Origin of the sequence: Kocuria sp. (assembly GCF_030530945.1) — a bacterium.
Taxonomy (GTDB): domain Bacteria; phylum Actinomycetota; class Actinomycetes; order Actinomycetales; family Micrococcaceae; genus Kocuria.
Window position 1 is genome coordinate 43260 of the sequence record NZ_JAUMTZ010000008.1, and the last position, 18271, is coordinate 61530.

Sequence of the window (18271 nt, forward strand, 5' to 3'; positions counted from 1 at the left end):
CTCGGCACGCTGTGGTCAGCGCGACGATCTCGCAGTTCCTGAGCCGTTGCAGCTCAAGTTCTGTCTGTCATAACGTGCTTGCAGTTTCAATTGTTCCCGCTCACGGGGTGAATTGCACTAGGCGTGCCCTGGGAATGGCATTTGAGTCGCCAGTGTGTCGAGGGCCCGGCGCACGGTGAGCTGCCGGATCCGGGCGCGGTCCCCGTTCAGCTGCAGGCGCTCCACGTGCTCGCAACCGGGACCGCTCACCCCGATGAAGACGGTGCCCACGGCGTGGCCGTCGTGGGGCTCGGGTCCCGCCACACCGGTGGTCGAGACGGCCCAGTCCACGCCGAGCGCGGCACGGGCGCCGCGCGCCATGGCGAGGGCGACGTCCGGGTCCACGGCCCCACGCTCCGCCAGCAGTTCGCGGGGCACGCCCAGCACGCGCTCCTTGACGGCGTGGGAGTAGCTGACCACGCTCCCCTCGAAGCACGCCGAGGCACCCGGGACCGTCACGATCTCGGATGCCACTGCACCGCCGGTGAGCGACTCCGCGGTTCCCAGTGTGACTCCCCGGTGCGCGGCGCGCCGTACGAGCGAGGCGGCGTCGTGCTCGGAGCGGCGCTCGGCGGCGTCGCCGGCCGGGGTGGGTCCGGGCGACGCCGTCACACCGCCCTCCCACCCAGGGCGCGGCGGCGCAGCTGCACGGCCTTGACCACGTAGTCGACGCCCGTGACCACCGTGGCGATGAGGGCCAGGGCGGTGAGCAGCCACGCGAACCACAGCCACCACTGGCCCACCAGGGGGGCGAGAGGCAGCAGGAGGGCGATCAGCGCGGCGGTCTGGAGCACGGTCTTGGTCTTGCCACCCTTCGAGGCGGCCATCACGCCGTAGCGGATGACCACGAAGCGCATCACGGTGATGCCCCACTCGCGCACCAGGATCACGATGGTGACCCACCACCACAGCTCCCCCAGCACGGAGAGCACCACGAAGGCGGCACCGGTGAGCAGCTTGTCCGCAATGGGATCCGCGATCTTGCCGAAGCTCGTGATGAGGTTTCGCGCACGGGCGATGTCCCCGTCCAGCTTGTCCGTGAGCATGGCGAGGCCGAAGGTGACCACCGCCGCCCACCGCATGCCCGGTGACTCCTGGCCCAGCGGACCGCCGGCCACCAGGAACCACACGAAGAACGGCACCATCACGATGCGCAGCGCCGTGAGGGCGTTCGGCAGGTTCCAGTTCGAGCCGTTCGGGGCCGGCTCCCGCGGTGCTGTGGTGGTCTCGGGTGAGCTCATCGTCCAGTCAACTCCCATGCGTCTTCGGACTCGTCGGAACCGTCGTGGTAGTCGTGGGCCACGTCCGCGAGGGACGCCTCCACGGGGTCCGCGCCGTAGTCCACGGAACCGCCCGCGGGCGCGGGGTGCGCCCCGGTGGAGGGGGCCGGAGGAGCGGGCGGCTCCTCCCCGCGGATCAGCGCCAGGGTGGCGGCGAGGTCGTCGGGCTTGACCAGCACGTCGCGCGCCTTGGAGCCCTCCGAGGCGGCCACCACGCCGCGGGACTCGAGCAGGTCCATCAGCCGGCCCGCCTTGGCGAAGCCCACCCGCAGCTTGCGCTGGAGCATGGACGTGGAGCCGAACTGCGAGGTGATGATGAGCTCCGCGGCCTGCAGCAGGACGTCGAGGTCGTCCCCGATGTCCTCGTCGATGGTCTTCTGGGGGGCATCCTGGACCACGTCCTCGCGGTAGTGCACCGCCATCTGGGACTTCACGTGCTCCACGACCTTGTGGATCTCCGACTCGGAGACCCACGCGCCCTGCACGCGCATGGGCTTGGAGGCGCCCATGGGCAGGAAGAGGGCGTCGCCCTGTCCGATGAGCTTCTCCGCGCCGGCCTGGTCCAGGACCACCCGCGAGTCCGTGACGGAGGAGGTGGCGAACGCCATGCGGGAGGGCACGTTGGCCTTGATCAGTCCCGTCACCACGTCCACGGACGGCCGCTGGGTGGCGAGCACCAGGTGGATGCCTGCCGCACGCGCCAGCTGGGTGATGCGCACGATGGCGTCCTCCACGTCCCGGGGCGCCACCATCATGAGGTCCGCGAGCTCGTCCACGATCACCAGCAGGTACGGGTACGGGCGGATGGTGCGCTTGGAGCCCGGTTCGGGCTGCACCTTGCCGTTGCGCACCGCCTTGTTGAAGTCGTCGATGTGCTTGTAGCCGAAGTGCGAGAGGTCGTCGTAGCGCGCGTCCATCTCCCGCACCACCCACTGCAGGGCCTCGGCCGCCTTCTTGGGGTTCGTGATGATCGGGGTGATCAGGTGCGGCACGCCCTCGTACGCGGTGAGCTCCACGCGTTTGGGGTCCACCATCACCAGGCGCACCTCGTCCGGCGTGGAGCGCATGAGGATGGAGACGATCATGGAGTTCACGAACGAGGACTTGCCTGCGCCCGTGGCGCCGGCCACGAGCATGTGGGGCATCTTGGCGAGGTTGGCCAGCACGAAGCCGCCCTCCACGTCCTTGCCCACCCCCATGACCATCGGGTGCTCGGAGGCGCGCGCCTTCTGCGAGCGCAGCACGTCGCCGAGCGCCACGGTCTCGCGGTCGGAGTTGGGGATCTCGATGCCGATCGCGGACTTGCCCGGGATGGGCGAGAGGATGCGGACGTCCGCGGAGGCCACGGCGTAGGCGATGTTCTTGGACAGCGCCGTGACGCGCTCCACCTTGGTCCCGGAGCCCAGTTCGATCTCGTACCGGGTGACCGTGGGGCCGCGGGAGAAGCCCGTGACCTCGGCGTCCACCTTGAACTGGTCCAGCACGCTGGTGAGAGCGGCCACCACCTGGTCGTTCGCCTCGGAGCGCTCCTTCGCGGGCGGTCCCTGCACGAGGTCCGCGGCGGGCGGGAGGGTGTAGGCGACGTCGCCCTGCAGCTTCAGCTGCTCCGAGCGGGCCGGGATGGGAGTGCTCGGGGTGTGCGTGCGCGTGGGGGCAGCCTCCGCCGTGACGTCCAGGGCGGGGGCGTCCGACGCCGCGGCCGTGTCCGCCGCGGGGGCGATCCCCTGGTCCTCGCGCAGCTTCTGTGCCTCCTGCTGGGACCTGGTGGGTCGCTTCTGGCCGGGCCGGGGCCCGGGGTCCGCGCGGGGGATGTCCTCGGTGACCTGCACCTCTGCGGCCGCCGAGCGTGCGGCGGAGGAGCCTGCGCCCCGCTCGGAACGCGGGGTGTGGGAGCCCACGTCGAACACGCCAGACGACGCCGCCCCGCGCGCCTCCCGCCGGTTGGCCTCGTCCACCACGGCGCGCTCGAAGGCCTCGTCGCCGTCGTAGCGGTCGAGGTCCTGGCGCTGCTTCCGGCGCTCCGCCTTGCCGGCGCGCTTGGCGTTCTTGGGGACGACGGGGTCGAGGTAGGAGCGGTCGTGCTCGGGGGCCGAGAGGTCGGCTCCGCGCGGCTCCGTCTGCCCCGTGAGGCGACGGTAGAGCTCACCCAGGCGCGGCCCGATCTCCCCCACGGGCGTGGCCGTCATGACGAGCAGGGCCAGCACGGCGAGGAGGGCGAAGACCACCAGTGCGCCCCACCGGGTGATGAGCGCGGACAGGGGATCCGCGGCGAGGAAGCCCACGAAGCCGCCGGCACGCCAGACGGCCTCGAAGCCCTCGCCCAGACCGGGTGCGCCGCCGAGGACGTGGGCCGCGCCGGAGCCCGCCACGGTGAGGGCGAGCAGTCCGATGGCCACGCGGTTGTTCGCCTGCGTGGGTTCGGGGTGGCGGAAGACCCGCACGGCGAAGCAGAAGCAGAAGATGGGCAGCACGAGCGCCATGAAGCCGAACGTGCCACCGGCCACCGCGTGCACCCAGGAGGCGGGGACGGCCACGGGGGCGAAGCCCGCTCCGCGCAGGTTCCACCACTCCACTGCGGCGAGCACCACCGCAAGGACGAGCCACACCAGGGCCCCGCCGTCGCGACGCTCCTCGGGGGCGATGTCCGTGCGGACGGTGCCCACCCGGCGAACGGCGGCTCCCACCACGTGCCCGGCCCCCGACCACGCGCGGACCACGCCCTGCAGCGCGGTGGTGCCGGCGGAGGGCCCGGTGGAGGTGGAGCGTGCGGGGGTCTTCGTGCCGTTGCGGGGGGCGCGCGCCGTGGTCTTGGACCGGGATGTGGTCTTCGACGAGCGCGCGGGGGAGGTTCGTGGAGCCATTGCTCCAGGGTACCCGGACGTGCATCGGCCCGTCCGGAACGGGTTCCGGACGGGCCGATGCACGGTGTGCGGGGGCTCAGGCCTCCACGACCACCGGGACGATCATGGGCTTGCGCCGCAGCTTGCGGGCCACCCAGGAGCCCACCGTGCGGCGCACGATCTGCTGCAGCTGGTGGGAGTTGTGGTTCTTGCCGCTCTCCCCCAGCGCCTCCTCGAGCGCGGCCGCGATCTTCGGACGGATCTCGTTGAAGACCTTGTCCTCCTCCGCCACGCCACGGGCGTGGATGTCCGGACCGGAGACGATCTTGCCGGTGTCCCGGTTGACCACGGTGACCACGGAGATGAAGCCCTCCTCGCCCAGGGTCATGCGGTCCTTGAGGTCCGCGTCCGTGATCTCGCCCACGGAGGAGCCGTCCACGTAGATGAACCCGCACTCCACCTGGCCCACGATGCGGACCTTGCCGGCGTGCATGTCCACCACGGTGCCGTTCTCCGCGAGGATCACGTGGTCCTCGGGAACACCGGTCTCGCGGGCGAGCTCGCCGTTGGCGATCAGGTGGCGGATCTCGCCGTGGACCGGCATCACGTACTCGGGCTCCACGATGTTGTAGCAGTACAGCAGCTCACCGGCGCCTGCGTGGCCCGAGACGTGGACCTTCGCGTTGCCCTTGTGCACCACGTGGGCGCCCAGGCGCATGAGCCCGTTGATCACGCGGAACACTGAGTTCTCGTTGCCCGGGATCAGGGAGGACGCGAGGATCACGGTGTCCCCCGCGTTGACCTGGACCTTGTGGTCCCCGTTGGCCATGCGGGACAGCGCGGCCATCGGCTCGCCCTGGGACCCGGTGCACATGATCACGAGCTTGTCGTCCGGGTAGTCCCCGACCTTCTTCTGGTCCACCAGCACGTTCGGCGGGACGTCCAGGTACCCGAGCTTCTCCGCGATCGTCATGTTGCGGATCATGGAGCGGCCCATGAGGACCACCTTGCGCCCGTTGGCCACGGCGGCGTCGAGCACCTGCTGCACGCGGTGCACGTGCGAGGAGAACGACGCCACGATCACACGCTGCTTGGCGCGGGAGACCACGTCCGTGAGCACGGGGCCGATGGCCTTCTCCGAGGCGATGAACCCCGGGACCTCGGCGTTGGTGGAGTCCGTGAGGAACAGGTCCACGCCCTCCTCGCCGAGGCGGGCGAAGTGGCGCAGGTCCGTGATGCGCCCGTCCAGGGGCAGCTGGTCCATCTTGAAGTCGCCGGTGTGCAGCACGGTGCCGGCCTTGGTCCGCAGGAACACGGCCAGGGCGTCCGGGATGGAGTGGTTCACGGCCACGAACTCGCACTCGAACTCGCCGAGCTTCTCCACCTGACCCTCGCGCACGGCCATGGTGAACGGCTTGATGCGGTGCTCCTGGAGCTTGGCCTCGATCAGGGCCAGGGTGAGCTGCGAGCCGATGATGGGGATGTCCGGGCGGCGCTTGAGCAGGTACGGCACCGCGCCGATGTGGTCCTCGTGGCCGTGGGTGAGCACGATGGCCACGATGTCGTCCAGGCGGTCCCGGATGTTGTTGATGTCCGGCAGGATCAGGTCCACACCGGGCTGCGTCTCCTCGGGGAAGAGCACACCGCAGTCCACCACGAGCAGCTGCCCGTTGATCTCGAACACGGTCATGTTCCGTCCGACCTCACCCAGCCCGCCCAGGGGCGTGACGCGGAGGGTGTCCTTCGCGAGTGCCGGCGGCTTGGCGAGGTCGGTGGTGTTCCACTGGGTCATGAGACCCCTTTCGTCTTTAGTTGATCAGAGTGTCCGCAACGACCGACGTGCTCAGATCCGCTCGGATCTGCTCCAGCTCGGCCTGCGTGGGTGTCACGTGCGGCAGGCGCACCGTGTTGTTCGGCAGGCGGTCCTGCCACTGAAGAATGGTCTTGGCGGCCACCGCACCGGGCACGCGCATCATGGTGGCGCGCACCACGGGCAGCAGCTCGGCGTTCAGCCGGCGCGCGGTCTCGAGGTCCGAGGCCAGGACGGCATCCACGAGCCGACGGTAGCGGGGGGTGTCCACGTGCGTGGTCACGCCCACCAGCCCGGCGGCGCCGAGCGCCATCCACGGAAGGGTGAGGGCGTCGTCGCCGGAGTAGAACAGCAGGTCGGTCTCCGCCATGACGCGCGCCGCGGCCACGAAGTCCGCCTTGGCGTCCTTCACGGCCACGATGTTCGGGTGGGACGCGAGCGAGATCATGGTCTCCGGCTCGATCGGGATCCCCGAGCGCCCGGGGATGTCGTAGACCATCACGGGAGTGTCCACGGAGTCCGCGAGTGAGCGGAAGTGCGCCTCCACGCCCGCCTGGGTGGGCTTGTTGTAGTACGGGGTGACCACGAGCAGGCCGTCCATGCCGATCTTCTGGGCCTCGAGGCACAGGTACCGGGAGTGCTCGGTGTCGTTGGAGCCCGTGCCCGCCAGCAGGGGCACCCGGCCTCCCACGGCGTCCTTGACGGCCCGGAAGACGGAGAGGTTCTCCTCGTCCGTCATGGTGGAGTACTCGCCGGTGGTCCCGCACACCACCAGGCCGTCGCAGCCGTCGTCCACGAGCTCCTCGGCCAGCCGACCGGTGGCCTCCAGGTCCACTGACCCGTCCTCGCGGAACACGGTGATCATGGCCGTCAGCAGGGTCCCGAACAGCGGGGCAGGGCGGTCCTTCGGCGCAGGGGTGCTCTCGAGTGTCATGTCCACAGGTTACCGTCCCGACCCGGCGAGGACGGTCTCGGGGTCCGCGCCCCGGTGCAGGGCGATCGCCGTGCGCATGGCGCCGCGCGCCCGCCGGCCATCCCCGCTGGCCGAGTAGGCCAGGCTCAGGCGGTACCAGCCGCCCCACCGCGCGGGGTCCGCCTCGACCTCCCGGCGGACGACGTCGAAGCGCTCGTCCGCGGCGGAGCGCACGTACCGTCCGGAGGGGGTGCGCGGCAGGTCGTCCGCGGGCAGCTCACCGCGCGCGGCGAGCTCCCGGCCCAGCTGCTGGGTGCGGGCCCCGAAGAGGACCTCCCGGACCATGGCCCACGCTCCCACGGCGGGAATCACCAGCATGGCCACGCCCAGCAGCTTGGCGATCCACCCCGGGCTGAGCAGCAGCAGGACCGCGCGCTGGAACGAGAGCCCCAGGTACACGGTGAGCAGGGCCACCATCAGTGCCGCCAGCACACGACCGGCTGAACCGGCCTCGAGCACCGTGAACACCGCGGCGAACACGAGCACCGCGATGATCCAGGTCTTCGAGCCCGCGGAGATGGGCAGCAGCAGCACCGTCAGGACGAGCAGCGCGATCGCACCCGCGGCCCACCAGCGCAGTCCGCCGCGGCCGGTCCCCCGGGTCACAGCCCGAGGTCCATGTAGCCGTCCAGCCCGTGCGTGAGCCCCGGGTGCCCGGCCACCGACCGGACACCGAGGAGCACGCCGGTCATGAAGGAGGCGCGGTCGAAGGAGTCGTGACGGATGGTGAGCTGCTCCCCGGTGTTCCCGAGCAGCGTCTCCTGGTGCGCCACGAGCCCCTGCAGGCGCACCGAGTGCACGTGCACGCCCCCCAGGTCCGCTCCGCGCGCACCGTGCGGGTCCGACTCCGTGGCGTCCGGCGAGGGCGCCACACCCGCGGCCTCCCGGGCCGCGGCCACCAGTGCCGCGGTGCGGGCGGCCGTGCCCGACGGCGCGTCGAGCTTGCGCGGGTGGTGCAGCTCCACGACCTCCACCGACTCGAAGAACGCCGCGGCGAGTTCCGAGAACTTCATGGCGAGCACCGCACCCACCGCGAAGTTCGGGGCGATCAGCACCCCGGTCCCCGGCGAGTCGGCGAGCTGCGCCTCCAGCTGCGCCAGGGCGGCGTCGTCCCACCCCGTGGTGCCCACCACGGCGTGCATGCCGTGGGAGACCGCGAAGCGCACGTTCTCCTGCGTGGCGGCCGGGACCGTGAGGTCCACGACCACCTGTGCCTCCGCCCGGACCAGCTCCTCCAGCTCGTCCTGGCGCCCGAGCGCGGCCACGAGCTCGAGGTCCGGCGCGTCCGTGACGGCGCGCACCGCCTCGGAGCCCATGCGGCCGTCGCGGCCCAGCACGGCCACCCTGGTCTTCTGCTGCATCGTCCTCCGCCTCACTCCTGTGTCTCTCCGGCCCCGGGGCCCACCACCGTGCGCACGGTGGCGTCCCCGGACAACCGGGCCGCCAGGTCCTGCACGTCCTGGGAGGTCACCGCGCGGATCCGCCGCAGCGACTCGTCCACGTCCATGAACTTGCCCGTCTTCAGCTCCGCCGAGCCCAGGCGCGACATGCGCGATCCCGTGTCCTCGAGCGCGAGCACGGTGGCACCGCTGAGCTGGCCCTCGACCTTCGCCAGCTCCGCGGCGTCCATTCCGTCCTGGGCCAGACGGTCGAGCTCCGCGCGCATCAGCTCGCTCACCCGGTCCACCCGCTCCGCGGTGCACCCGGCGTACATGCCGAAGAACCCCGCGTCCGAGTAGGAGCCCGAGAACGAGAACGTGGAGTACGCGAGCCCCTTCTGCTCCCGGATGGTGTGGAACAGCCGCGAGGACATCCCACCGCCCAGAGCGGCGTTGAGCACCGTCATCGCGAAGCGCCGCTCGTCCCCGGAACGCAGCCCGGACCCGCCCAGCACCACGTTCGCCTGCTCCACCGGCCGGTCGTGGAACCGGGTGCCCGTCACCGGACGCAGCACCGCCGGAGCGGTGGGGCGCCGTGCACCCGGGCGGCCCGGGGCGTCCGGGTCCCAGCCTGCGCGCGCCAGCGACTCGCGGACCAGGGACACCACGGCCTCGTGCTCCAGCCCGCCGGCCACCGTGACCACCAGGTTCTCCGGCCGGTAGGCCTCCCGGTAGTGGCGCCACACGGCGTCCCGTGCCACCCCGCGGATCTCCTCCGAGGTGCCCGCGATGGGACGCGCGAGCGCCGAGCCGTTGAACACCTGCGCCGTGAACTGCTCGAACGCGAAGTCCGTGGGGTCGTCCCGGTCCATCGCGATCTCCTCGAGGATCACGCCGCGCTCGCGGTCGAACTCCTCGGGGTCCAGGACGGCTCCCGTGACCATGTCCGTGAGCACGTCCACGGCCATGGGCAGCGCCTCCGAGAGCACCCGCGCGTGGTAGCACGTGTGCTCGTGGGAGGTGAACGCGTTGGACTCCCCGCCCACGCGGTCGAAGGCCTCCGCGATCTCCAGGGCGCTGCGCCGGGCCGTGCCCTTGAACAGCAGGTGCTCCAGGAAGTGGGTGGAACCGAGCATGCCAGGCGCCTCGTCGCGGGAGCCCAGGCTGACCCAGAAGCCCACGGACACCGAGCGCTGGCCCGGCATCCGCTCGGTGAGCACGCGCGTGCCGCACGGGAGCACGGTGCGCGTGACGACGGCGCCGTCGGCGTCGTCATGGACCACGTGGGTGAAGCCCCGACCGCGGTCAGGATCTCCAGACGCCCGAAGGCGGGCGTCCGCCTCGGAGCCGTGCTCCGCGGGAACGCCCGCCTCCAGGGGAAGGTCGACGAATGTCATCGATGCGTGAAGACCCTCTGCTCAGTTCTCGTCGTCGGCCGCGGCGTCGGACTCGGCCACCACCGGGGCGAGCGACAGCTTCCCGCGGTCGTCCACCTTGGTGATCTCCACCTGGACCTTCTGGCCCACGGAGAGGACGTCGTCCACCTCGTTGACGCGCTTGTCGTCGTTGAGCTTGCGCATCTCGGAGATGTGCAGCAGACCGTCCTTGCCCGGAGTCAGGGACACGAACGCACCGAACGTGGTGGTCTTGACCACGGTGCCCAGGTAGCGCTCACCCACCTCGGGGACCTGCGGGTTCGCGATCGCGTTGATCGCGGAGCGCGCGGCCTCGGCGGAGGGGCCGTCCGTGGCACCGATGTACACGGTGCCGTCGTCCTCGATGGAGATGTCCGTGCCGGTGTCCTCCTGGATCTGGTTGATCATCTTGCCCTTGGGGCCGATGACCTCGCCGATCTTGGAGACGGGAACCGTCACGGAGATCACGCGCGGGGCGAACTCGCTCATCTCGTCCGGGGCGTCGATGACCGAGGTCAGCACGTCCAGGATGTAGAGGCGGGCCTCACGGGCCTGGGTCAGTGCGGACGCCAGCACGGAGGCGGGGATGCCGTCGAGCTTGGTGTCCAGCTGGATGGCCGTGACGAACTCGGAGGTGCCGGCCACCTTGAAGTCCATGTCGCCCAGGGCGTCCTCGGCACCGAGGATGTCGGTCAGGGCCGCGTACTGGACCTCGCCGTCCACGGTGTCCGAGACCAGGCCCATGGCGATGCCCGCCACGGGGGCCCGCAACGGCACACCGGCGTTGTACAGGGACAGCGTGGACGCGCACACCGAGCCCATGGACGTGGAGCCGTTGGAGCCCAGCGCCTCGGAGACCTGGCGGATGGCGTACGGGAACTCCTCGCGCGTGGGCAGCACGGGGGTGATCGCACGCTCGGCGAGGGCGCCGTGGCCGATCTCGCGGCGCTTGGGCGACCCCACGCGGCCGGTCTCGCCCGTGGAGTACGGCGGGAAGTTGTAGTGGTGGATGTAGCGCTTGTTCTTCACCGGGGACAGCGAGTCGATCTGCTGCTCCAGCTTCAGCATGTTCAGCGTGGTGACGCCCAGGATCTGGGTCTCGCCGCGCTCGAACAGCGCGGAGCCGTGCACGCGCGGGAGCACGTCCACCTCGGCGCTGAGCTGGCGGATGTCCGTGAGGCCACGGCCGTCGATGCGCACCTTGTCCTTGAGGATGCGCTGGCGCACGGTCTGCTTGGTCAGCGCCTGGTACGCGCCGTTGACCTCGTCGGCACGGCCCTCGAAGGGCTTGCCCTCGCCGGTGAGCTCGGCCAGCGTGGACTGGTGCAGCTCGTCCGTGGCGGCCTCGCGCTCCTGCTTGCCGGCGATCGAGTAGACCTGGGCCATGCGCTCGCCCGCGAAGTCCTTCACGGCCTCGGCGGCGTCGTCGCCGAAGCCCCCGAAGCGGGGCAGGTCCAGCTCGGGCTTGGGGTTGCGGGCCGCGAGGTCCGCCTGGGCGTCGCACAGCGCCTTGATGAAGGGCTTGGACGCCTCGAGGCCCTCGGCCACGAGCTCCTCGGAGGGGGCCACGGCGCCCTGGCCCTTGATGAGCTCCCAGGCGTTGTCGGTGGCCTCGGCCTCGACCATCATGATGGCCACGTCCTGGCCGCCGTCCTTGGTGGTCACCACACGCCCGGCCACGGCCATGTCGAACACGGCGTTCTCCAGCTGGGAGTGCTTCGGGAAGGCGATCCACTGGTGGCCGCCGTCCTCCTGGGCCATGAGGGCCATGCGCACGCCGCCCACGGGCCCCTGGAAGGGCATCCCGGACAGGGTGGTGGACATGGAGGCGGCGTTGATGGCCACGGTGTTGTAGATCTCGTCCGGGGCAATCGACATGACGGTGACGACCACCTGCACCTCGTTGCGCAGGCCCTTGCCGAACGCGGGGCGCAGGGGGCGGTCGATCAGGCGGCACGTGAGGATCGCATCCGTGGACGGACGGCCCTCGCGGCGGAAGAACGAGCCGGGGATGCGGCCCGCGGCGTACATGCGCTCCTCGACGTCCACCGTGAGGGGGAAGAAGTCGAAGCCCTCGCGGGGGTGCTTGCCCACCGCGGTGGCGGAGAGCATCGAGGTCTCCTCGTCGATGTACACCATGGCCGAGCCTGCGGCCTGACGGGCGAGACGCCCGGTTTCGAAGCGCACGACGCGCTTTCCGTAGGAGCCGTTGTCGATGACGGCTTCTGCACTCTGGATCTCGGGACCCTCCACGGGTCACCTCCATTTCTTCGTGGTGCGCAACACGCGCGACACACCGGTCTTCGATCGAGGCGCTCGCACCGCTCTCGCGTTGCGAAAGCCACTGTCGAGGACCGCGACATGCGGCGCGGCTGCACAGCTGCTGGGGTTCTTCGGTGTGCTCCCGCGGGTCTCTGCCCGCGGGCGGCCCGCTGCTGCGGGCCCGGGCGGTGCTCGTCACGAGCAGCGCCGGGTGTGGCGATTCCCCGCGCTCCGGTGCGGAGCGCGGGGAATCCCCGGGACTCACATCACTTGCGCAGGCCGAGGCGCTCAATGAGCGCACGGTAGCGGGCGATGTCAGTGCGACGCAGGTAGTCAAGCATGCGACGACGGCGTCCCACCAGGGCCATGAGGCCGCGACGGGTGTGGTGGTCGTGCTTGTGCATCTTCAGGTGCTCGGTCAGGTCGGAGATCCGACGGGACAGAACGGCGATCTGCACCTCGGGCGAACCGGTGTCGCCCTCGTGCGTCGCGTACTCGGTGATGATCTGGTTCTTGATCGCGGCATCCAGTGCCATGGGTAACTCCTCGAGTTAGTACCGTGACCGCCCGGTGCGTTCGATTCCCGCCCGGGGTCCGGGACGTGCCCGGGGCCCGACCGCCACGGACCGCAGTCAGACCACTGACCAGTCTAACGGATGCGGTCCGCGGGCACCTCACCGGGACGCCGCACCGTCCCGGGCGCGGACCTGGGACAATGGGCGGCATGCAGACGACGAACGCCGAATCCCCCACGTCGGCCACCTCCGTGGCCCACGACGACGCCGCCCTGTTCGCCTCGTGCGTGGGCGCACCAGCCGTGCTGGTGGCCATGCCGGAGGAGGCCGCCCCGTTCCTGGACTCCGCCACCGCCCGCTGCGCGCACCCGCAGCGGGTGGGGACGGCACGGCTGCACGCCCTGGAGTTCGCGGGACGTCCCGTGCTGCTGGTGTGCACGGGCATCGGACTGGTCAACGCGGCGTCGGCCGCCACCGCGGTGCTGGAGCGGTTCGAGCCGAGCGCGGTGGTCTCCGCCGGCTCCTGCGGCGGGCTCCGGGCGGACGTGAACGTGGGAGACCTGGTGGTCGGCACCGAGTTCCGGTACACGGACGCGGACGCCACGGCCTTCGGCTACGCGCCCGGTCAGGTTCCGGGAATGCCCGAGGCGTTCGGCGCCTCCCCCGCCCTCGCGGCCGCCGCGAGCACCCTGGTGCCGGCCGAAGGCCACGCCCTGTGGCGCGGGAGCATGCTCGCGGGGGGTTCGTTCGTGACCGCCGAGAACGTGGGTGGCACCCGGCAGACCTTCCCCGAGGCCCTGAGCACCGACATGGAGAGCACCGCCCTGGCGCAGGTGTGCGAGACCCGCGGGGTGGACTTCCTGGCCGTGCGCGGCGTCTCGGACCTGTGCGGGCCCGCCGCGGACCAGCAGTTCCACATGGAGCTGGACCTCGTGGCGCGCATCAGCGCGGACGCCGTGACCGCACTGCTCGGCGCGCTGCCGGGTCGCTCCCGCGACGACTGAGCCGCCCCCAGCGGCGCTACCCTCCTGGAGAACGCCCCAGAACCGTCCACCCACACGTCGAGGAGAACAGAGGAACCCATGAGTGACGAGAAGACCAAGGACCTGCGGGACGCGGTCCCGGACGCGGCCGCCCACGTGCTGCGCGACGGCCACGAGATCCCCCAGCTGGGATTCGGGACCTACCCCATGGACGACGCCGAGGCGGAGGCCCTGATCCCCGAGGCGCTGTGGCGGGGCTACCGGCTCGTCGACACCGCGGTGAACTACGGCAACGAGCGCGGCGTGGGCCGCGGGATCCGCAGCAGCGGGATCCCCCGCGACGAGGTGTTCCTGGCCTCCAAGATCCCGGGGCGGGACCAGGGCCGCGACGGAGTTCGTCGTTCCCTGGAGGGGACCCTCGAGCGGCTGGGCACGGACCACCTGGACCTGTACCTCATCCACTGGCCCAACCCGTCCGCGGACCTGTACGTCCAGACGTGGCAGGCCATGCGCGAGGCCCGGGACGAGGGGCTCGTCCGCTCCCTCGGCGTCTCCAACTTCCTCCCCGAGCACCTGCTGCGCCTGGAGGCGGAGACCGGGGAGATGCCCGTGGTGAACCAGGTGGAGCTGCACCCCCAGTACCAGCAGGAGGCCCTGCGGGCGTTCCACGACGAGCACCGGATCCTCACCCAGGCGTGGTCCCCGCTGGGACGCAAGACCGACCTGCTGCAGAGCGAGTGGCTCGCGGAGATCGCACGCCACCAGGGCCGCACCCCCGCCCAGGTGGTGCTGCGCTGGCACGTGCAGTCAGGGATCGTGCCCATCCCGAAGTCCTCGGACACCGGGCGCATGGCGGAGAACATCGACGTCTTCGGGTGGGAGCTCACGGACGAGCAGATGGAGCGGCTGCGCATGATGCACACGGGCATCAGCGGCTCGGGCTTCGACCCCGCGGTCCACGAGGAGATGTGAGGTGCGCCGGTCGCGGGGTGCCGTGCCCCGCGACCGGCGTCACGGCGTCGTCGTGGGCCACGGCCCGGTGCCGGGCGGTGGCGGTTCTGCGGCGCCCGGGTGCCTCAGTGCTCGTCGCGGGAGTGCCTGCGCAGGATGTCGCGGGTGCGGTTGACGTCGTCGCGCATCTGGAACACCAGGGCGTCGATGCCGCGGTAGGCCACCATGCCCCGCAGCCGCTCCACGAACTCCACCACCACGGTCTGCCCGTAGAGGTCGAAGTCCTCCACGGCCTCCTCGGGCCGGTCGATCACGTGCGCCTCGACCTGCCGGGTGACACCGTCGAAGGTGGGGTTGGAGCCCACGGAGATGGCGGTGGGCCACCGGGTGCCGTCCTGGTCCACGAGCCACCCGGCGTACACGCCGTCCGCGGGAACGAAGCCCGTGGCCGCGGGCGCGAGGTTCGCCGTGGGGAAGCCGAGCTGACGGCCCCGCGCCGCTCCGTGGACCACCTCGCCGCGCATGCGGTGCGGGCGGCCCAGCAGCCGGGCCGCGCCCTCGATGTCCCCGGCCTCCAGGCACGAGCGCACCCAGGTGGAGGAGCACCGGCGGTCCTCGCGACGGCTCTCGGCACCGGCGCGGGCGCCGTCGCCACCAGCGGGGGTGCCGGGGACGTCCTGCACGACCACCACGTCGAAGCCGTGCTCGCGCCCCAGCTCGGTGATGGCGCCGAGGTCCCCGGAGTTGTTCCGGCCAAGCCGGACGTCCGAGCCGATGACCAGCGACACGGCGCCGAGCGGGCGCACGAGGTAGTCCACCACGAAGCTCTCGGGACTCAGCTCGGAGAACTCGAGGCTGTAGGGCAGCACGAGCACCGCGTCCACGCCGGTCTGCTCCAGCGCGTCCAGCTTGTCCTCGAGACCCATGATGAGACCGGGGTGCGAGTCGGGACGGTGCACGAGGGCCGGGTGGGGGTCGAAGGTGACCACCACGGAGCGCGCACCGCGCTGCTCGGCGGTCTCCAGCAGGCGCGCGAAGACCTCCTGGTGGCCGCGGTGGACACCGTCGAAGTTGCCGATGCTCACCACGGAGGGACCGAACCCCGGCGTGACCTCGTCCAGGCTTCTCCAGCGAATCACAGTTCTCCTCGATGTCTTCCGGGTGGGTGACGCAACGGGTAGAGCCTACCGCTCCGGGCGTGAGGGCCGCGTCAGCCACAGCCACACGAGACCCACCACGGGCAGCACGAGCGGCACGTAGCCGTACCCCTGGCCGAAGTGGGACCACACGCTGGCCTTGGGGAACAGGCCGGGATCGGCCACGCTCAGCAGCCCCACTCCCAGGACGCCCACGAGCTCCGCGCCCACCGCCCAGGTGGCCACGCGGTGCCACCCGGCACCCGTCCGGGACAGCGCCACGGTGGCCAGCACGTAGATGGCCGCCGAGAGCGTGGAGAGCAGGATCGCCACCGGCGCCACGCCGAACTCCGTGACCAGCTGGTACAGGGAGCGCACGCCCGCGGAGAGGGAGAACACCCAGTACACGACGATCAGCACCCGCCCGAAGCCCGAGCTCTTGCGGTCCGTGCGCCGGGGCCCGGAGCGGCCGAAGCGCTGCTGCAGGGTGCTGTGGGAGGACTCGCGATCCATCATGGTCCTTTCGGGGACGGGCGGAACGGCCGCCCGGGGCGGCTCACTGGTAGTAGTAGATGAAATTCATGCGGTAGACCATCACGACCACCACGGGCCCAGCGGCCGCGAGGATCAGCGTGGACCAGCGGGAGCGCTCCACCAGCGACCACACGAACGTGCCGGCCGGGATCAGCAGCGCGGTGAGCAGGTAGCCCCAGTACTCCAGCAGGCTGCCGGAGGCCGCGGGCCCCAGGACGGGCAGCAGCACGGAGCCCACGCAGTAGACCAGCAGGAACGCCTCGAGCACCAGCACGGATCCCTGGGTCCAGTCGTCCGGCGCGCGACCGCGCAGCGCCTGCACCAGGCAGACCACGCAGGAAAGAGCTCCCAGGACCACGGAGGCCCAGAACCAGCCGTCGTATCCCCACAGCATGACCTATGCCTCCATTCCGTCCGTACGCCGGTCCGGGAGCACGTCCGCGACGACGTCCCCGGCAGCGGCGCCCGCGGAGAAGCGGGTTCCCACGGTGATCCCCAGGACCGAGGTGGCGTACCTCTTCCCGGCTCCCCCGCGGTTCTCGGCGAGGGCCACCAGGGTGCCGTCCGGTGCGAAGCACGCCACCGTGGCGCCGGGACCCGCGCCACCCAGGACCTCGTCCGGGGTGGCGGTGATCCGCCGGCCGTGCGAGAGGTCCGTGGCCTGCTCCGCGTCCAGCTCCCGCACCGGGAACAGCCTCCGGGCAGCCTCCGCGATCGGCAGGGTGGCCACGGTGCCGCCCGCCGCGACCTGCTCACCCAGCTCCTCCAGGGTGTGGGCCTGATCCAGGGTGAAGGAGCCCACGCGCGTGCGGCGCAGGGACGTGAGGTGGCCCCCCACTCCGAGTGCCTCCCCCATGTCCCGGGCCAGCGCGCGGATGTAGGTCCCGGAGGAGCACGTGACGGTGGCGGCCACGTCGATGCACCCGGGTGCGTCCCCGTCTGCCGCCACACGCTCCACGTAGTGGACCTCGAAGGAGCTCACGGTCACCGGGCGGGCCCCGAGCGTCACGTCCTCGCCGTTGCGCACCCGCGCGTAGGAGCGCTGCCCGTCCACCTTGATGGCGCTCACGGCGGAGGGCACCTGCTGGATCTCACCCGTGAGCTCCGCGACCGCCGCCGTGAGACGCTCGTCCGTGACCCCCGCCAGCTGCTGGCGCGAGGCCGTGCGCGTGACCTCCCCCTCGGCGTCGTCCGTCACGGTGGCCGCGCCCAGGCGGATGCCCGCGCGGTAGGTCTTGTCCGTGCCGGTCACGTACGTGAGCAGCTTGGTGGCCTTCTCCACGCCGAGCACCAGCACGCCCGACGCCGCCGGGTCCAGTGTTCCGGCATGACCCACCTTCCGGGTGCCCGCGAGCCGCCGCATCCGCGAGACGACGTCGTGGGAGGTCCAGCCCAGCGGCTTGTCCACGACGACGAGCCCGGCCACCCTCGGCAGGGAGGGGGCCGGGCTCGGGACGTCCTGTCCTGGTGCCACCGGTGTCAGTCCCGCGGCGTGTTCTCGGACCCGGCGGCGTCGGCCTCGTCAGAGGTGCGGTAGGCATCCTCCCCCGCCGCGTACGCCGCGCCCTGGGCCTGCTCGGCCACCTGGGCGTCCTTCTCCCGCGCCGTGCGCAGGAGGTCCTCCAGGCGCGCGGCGTCCGCGGGGATCTCGTCTGCCACGAACGTGAGCGTGGGGGTCAGCCGGGCGGTGATGTTCTTGCCCACCTCGGCGCGCAGCACACCCTTGGCAGACTCCAGGGCGCGTGCCGTCTCGGCGCGCTGCTCCTCGTCCCCGTACACGGTGTAGTACAGCGTGGCGTGCTGCAGGTCGTTGGTCACGCGGGCGTCCGTGACCGTCACGAAACCGACGCGGGGGTCCTTGATCCTGCGTTCGAGAGCCTGGGCGACGATCACCTTGATGCGATCGGCCAGGCGGGCGGCGCGTGCGGCGTCGGCCATGGTGGAACTCCTCGTGTTCTGGCAGCACCGGGGGCGCTGCGAAATCCTGGGGTCGGCGCACCGGGCACGCCCGCGTGAAGCGGGGCACCCCGGGGCGCCGGCTGTGCGGGCCGGGGGGGCGCGGCCCCCCCCCCCGGGGCCGCCGGCCCCCCCCCCCCCGGCGGCGGGGGGGCCCCCCCCCCCCCCCCCCCGGGGGGGGGGGGGCCGCGGGGGGCG

At 71.5% G+C, this 18271-nt stretch carries 17 protein-coding genes; 2 read left to right on the plus strand and 15 right to left on the minus strand.

The window, feature by feature from the left end; translation table 11 throughout:
- Positions 1-117: 117 nt before the first annotated feature.
- The 10 genes from Q4A22_RS08430 to rpsO all read right to left on the minus strand — a co-directional run bounded on the left by Q4A22_RS08430 (position 118) and on the right by rpsO (position 12534).
- Positions 118-651: a CinA family protein gene (locus Q4A22_RS08430; RefSeq protein WP_303178532.1), complete on the minus strand. Its 534-nt coding sequence runs from the start codon at positions 649-651 to the stop codon at positions 118-120.
- The gene (gene pgsA / locus Q4A22_RS08435; protein ID WP_303178533.1) at positions 648-1280 is read right to left on the minus strand and encodes a CDP-diacylglycerol--glycerol-3-phosphate 3-phosphatidyltransferase; all 633 of its coding nucleotides are present in this window, start codon (positions 1278-1280) and stop codon (positions 648-650) included. The genes Q4A22_RS08430 and pgsA overlap by 4 nt, the downstream gene beginning before the upstream one ends.
- On the minus strand, positions 1277-4180 hold the full coding sequence (locus tag Q4A22_RS08440; protein ID WP_303178534.1) for a DNA translocase FtsK: 2904 nt from the start codon (positions 4178-4180) through the stop codon (positions 1277-1279). The genes pgsA and Q4A22_RS08440 overlap by 4 nt, the downstream gene beginning before the upstream one ends.
- Before the next feature lie 76 nt (positions 4181-4256).
- Positions 4257-5951, minus strand: coding sequence for a ribonuclease J (locus Q4A22_RS08445; protein ID WP_303178535.1), 1695 nt, complete (start codon positions 5949-5951; stop codon positions 4257-4259).
- 16 nt (positions 5952-5967) lie between these two features.
- Entirely contained in the window at positions 5968-6903 is a 936-nt protein-coding gene (gene dapA, locus Q4A22_RS08450) for a 4-hydroxy-tetrahydrodipicolinate synthase (RefSeq protein WP_303178537.1), read from the minus strand.
- Positions 6904-6912: 9 nt separating this feature from the next.
- A complete protein-coding gene (locus Q4A22_RS08455) occupies positions 6913-7548 on the minus strand; it encodes a hypothetical protein (protein ID WP_303178539.1) in 636 nt (211 codons plus the stop codon).
- Positions 7545-8303 (minus strand): 4-hydroxy-tetrahydrodipicolinate reductase, encoded by a 759-nt coding sequence (gene dapB / locus Q4A22_RS08460; protein WP_303178541.1) that lies wholly within the window; start codon positions 8301-8303, stop codon positions 7545-7547. The genes Q4A22_RS08455 and dapB overlap by 4 nt, the downstream gene beginning before the upstream one ends.
- An 11-nt stretch (positions 8304-8314) precedes the next feature.
- Positions 8315-9718: a pitrilysin family protein gene (locus Q4A22_RS08465; RefSeq protein WP_303178542.1), complete on the minus strand. Its 1404-nt coding sequence runs from the start codon at positions 9716-9718 to the stop codon at positions 8315-8317.
- A 21-nt stretch (positions 9719-9739) separates the two neighbouring features.
- Positions 9740-11989 (minus strand): polyribonucleotide nucleotidyltransferase, encoded by a 2250-nt coding sequence (locus Q4A22_RS08470; protein ID WP_303178544.1) that lies wholly within the window; start codon positions 11987-11989, stop codon positions 9740-9742.
- Positions 11990-12264: 275 nt separating this feature from the next.
- Positions 12265-12534: a 30S ribosomal protein S15 gene (rpsO, locus tag Q4A22_RS08475; protein ID WP_012398664.1), complete on the minus strand. Its 270-nt coding sequence runs from the start codon at positions 12532-12534 to the stop codon at positions 12265-12267.
- A gap of 188 nt (positions 12535-12722) precedes the next feature.
- Here rpsO and mtnN point away from each other — a divergent pair, with 188 nt between their 5' ends.
- Positions 12723-13517: a 5'-methylthioadenosine/S-adenosylhomocysteine nucleosidase gene (gene mtnN, locus Q4A22_RS08480; RefSeq protein ID WP_303178547.1), complete on the plus strand. Its 795-nt coding sequence runs from the start codon at positions 12723-12725 to the stop codon at positions 13515-13517.
- A 78-nt stretch (positions 13518-13595) separates the two neighbouring features.
- Positions 13596-14468, plus strand: a complete 873-nt coding sequence (locus Q4A22_RS08485) for an aldo/keto reductase (protein WP_303178549.1) — start codon at positions 13596-13598, stop codon at positions 14466-14468.
- 104 nt (positions 14469-14572) lie between these two features.
- On the opposite strand, the gene Q4A22_RS08490 is transcribed toward Q4A22_RS08485, so the two are convergent.
- Genes Q4A22_RS08490 through rbfA form a run of 5 tightly spaced genes read right to left on the minus strand, consistent with a single transcriptional unit; the run spans position 14573 to position 18055 of the window.
- Positions 14573-15586: a bifunctional riboflavin kinase/FAD synthetase gene (locus Q4A22_RS08490; protein ID WP_303178551.1), complete on the minus strand. Its 1014-nt coding sequence runs from the start codon at positions 15584-15586 to the stop codon at positions 14573-14575.
- 45 nt (positions 15587-15631) lie between these two features.
- Entirely contained in the window at positions 15632-16096 is a 465-nt protein-coding gene (locus tag Q4A22_RS08495) for a hypothetical protein (RefSeq protein WP_303178660.1), read from the minus strand.
- 43 nt (positions 16097-16139) lie between these two features.
- Positions 16140-16511 (minus strand): hypothetical protein, encoded by a 372-nt coding sequence (locus Q4A22_RS08500; protein WP_303178553.1) that lies wholly within the window; start codon positions 16509-16511, stop codon positions 16140-16142.
- A 3-nt stretch (positions 16512-16514) separates the two neighbouring features.
- A complete protein-coding gene (truB, locus tag Q4A22_RS08505; RefSeq protein ID WP_303178555.1) occupies positions 16515-17591 on the minus strand; it encodes a tRNA pseudouridine(55) synthase TruB in 1077 nt (358 codons plus the stop codon).
- A 5-nt stretch (positions 17592-17596) separates the two neighbouring features.
- On the minus strand, positions 17597-18055 hold the full coding sequence (gene rbfA / locus Q4A22_RS08510) for a 30S ribosome-binding factor RbfA (RefSeq protein ID WP_303178556.1): 459 nt from the start codon (positions 18053-18055) through the stop codon (positions 17597-17599).
- Between the last annotated feature and the right edge of the window lie 216 nt (positions 18056-18271).

What these genes read in the sequence shown, in the direction of transcription:
- pgsA (WP_303178533.1), bottom strand. Translation starts at nt 1,280, where the DNA reads ATGAGCTCACCCGAGACCACCACAGCACCGCGGGAGCCGGCCCCGAAC.
- Q4A22_RS08440 (WP_303178534.1), bottom strand. Translation starts at nt 4,180, where the DNA reads ATGGCTCCACGAACCTCCCCCGCGCGCTCGTCGAAGACCACATCCCGG.
- Q4A22_RS08445 (WP_303178535.1), bottom strand. Translation starts at nt 5,951, where the DNA reads ATGACCCAGTGGAACACCACCGACCTCGCCAAGCCGCCGGCACTCGCG.
- dapA (WP_303178537.1), bottom strand. Translation starts at nt 6,903, where the DNA reads ATGACACTCGAGAGCACCCCTGCGCCGAAGGACCGCCCTGCCCCGCTG.
- dapB (WP_303178541.1), bottom strand. Translation starts at nt 8,303, where the DNA reads ATGCAGCAGAAGACCAGGGTGGCCGTGCTGGGCCGCGACGGCCGCATG.
- Q4A22_RS08465 (WP_303178542.1), bottom strand. Translation starts at nt 9,718, where the DNA reads ATGACATTCGTCGACCTTCCCCTGGAGGCGGGCGTTCCCGCGGAGCAC.
- rpsO (WP_012398664.1), bottom strand. Translation starts at nt 12,534, where the DNA reads ATGGCACTGGATGCCGCGATCAAGAACCAGATCATCACCGAGTACGCG.
- mtnN (WP_303178547.1), top strand. Translation starts at nt 12,723, where the DNA reads ATGCAGACGACGAACGCCGAATCCCCCACGTCGGCCACCTCCGTGGCC.
- Q4A22_RS08485 (WP_303178549.1), top strand. Translation starts at nt 13,596, where the DNA reads ATGAGTGACGAGAAGACCAAGGACCTGCGGGACGCGGTCCCGGACGCG.
- Q4A22_RS08495 (WP_303178660.1), bottom strand. Translation starts at nt 16,096, where the DNA reads ATGGATCGCGAGTCCTCCCACAGCACCCTGCAGCAGCGCTTCGGCCGC.
- Q4A22_RS08500 (WP_303178553.1), bottom strand. Translation starts at nt 16,511, where the DNA reads ATGCTGTGGGGATACGACGGCTGGTTCTGGGCCTCCGTGGTCCTGGGA.
- rbfA (WP_303178556.1), bottom strand. Translation starts at nt 18,055, where the DNA reads ATGGCCGACGCCGCACGCGCCGCCCGCCTGGCCGATCGCATCAAGGTG.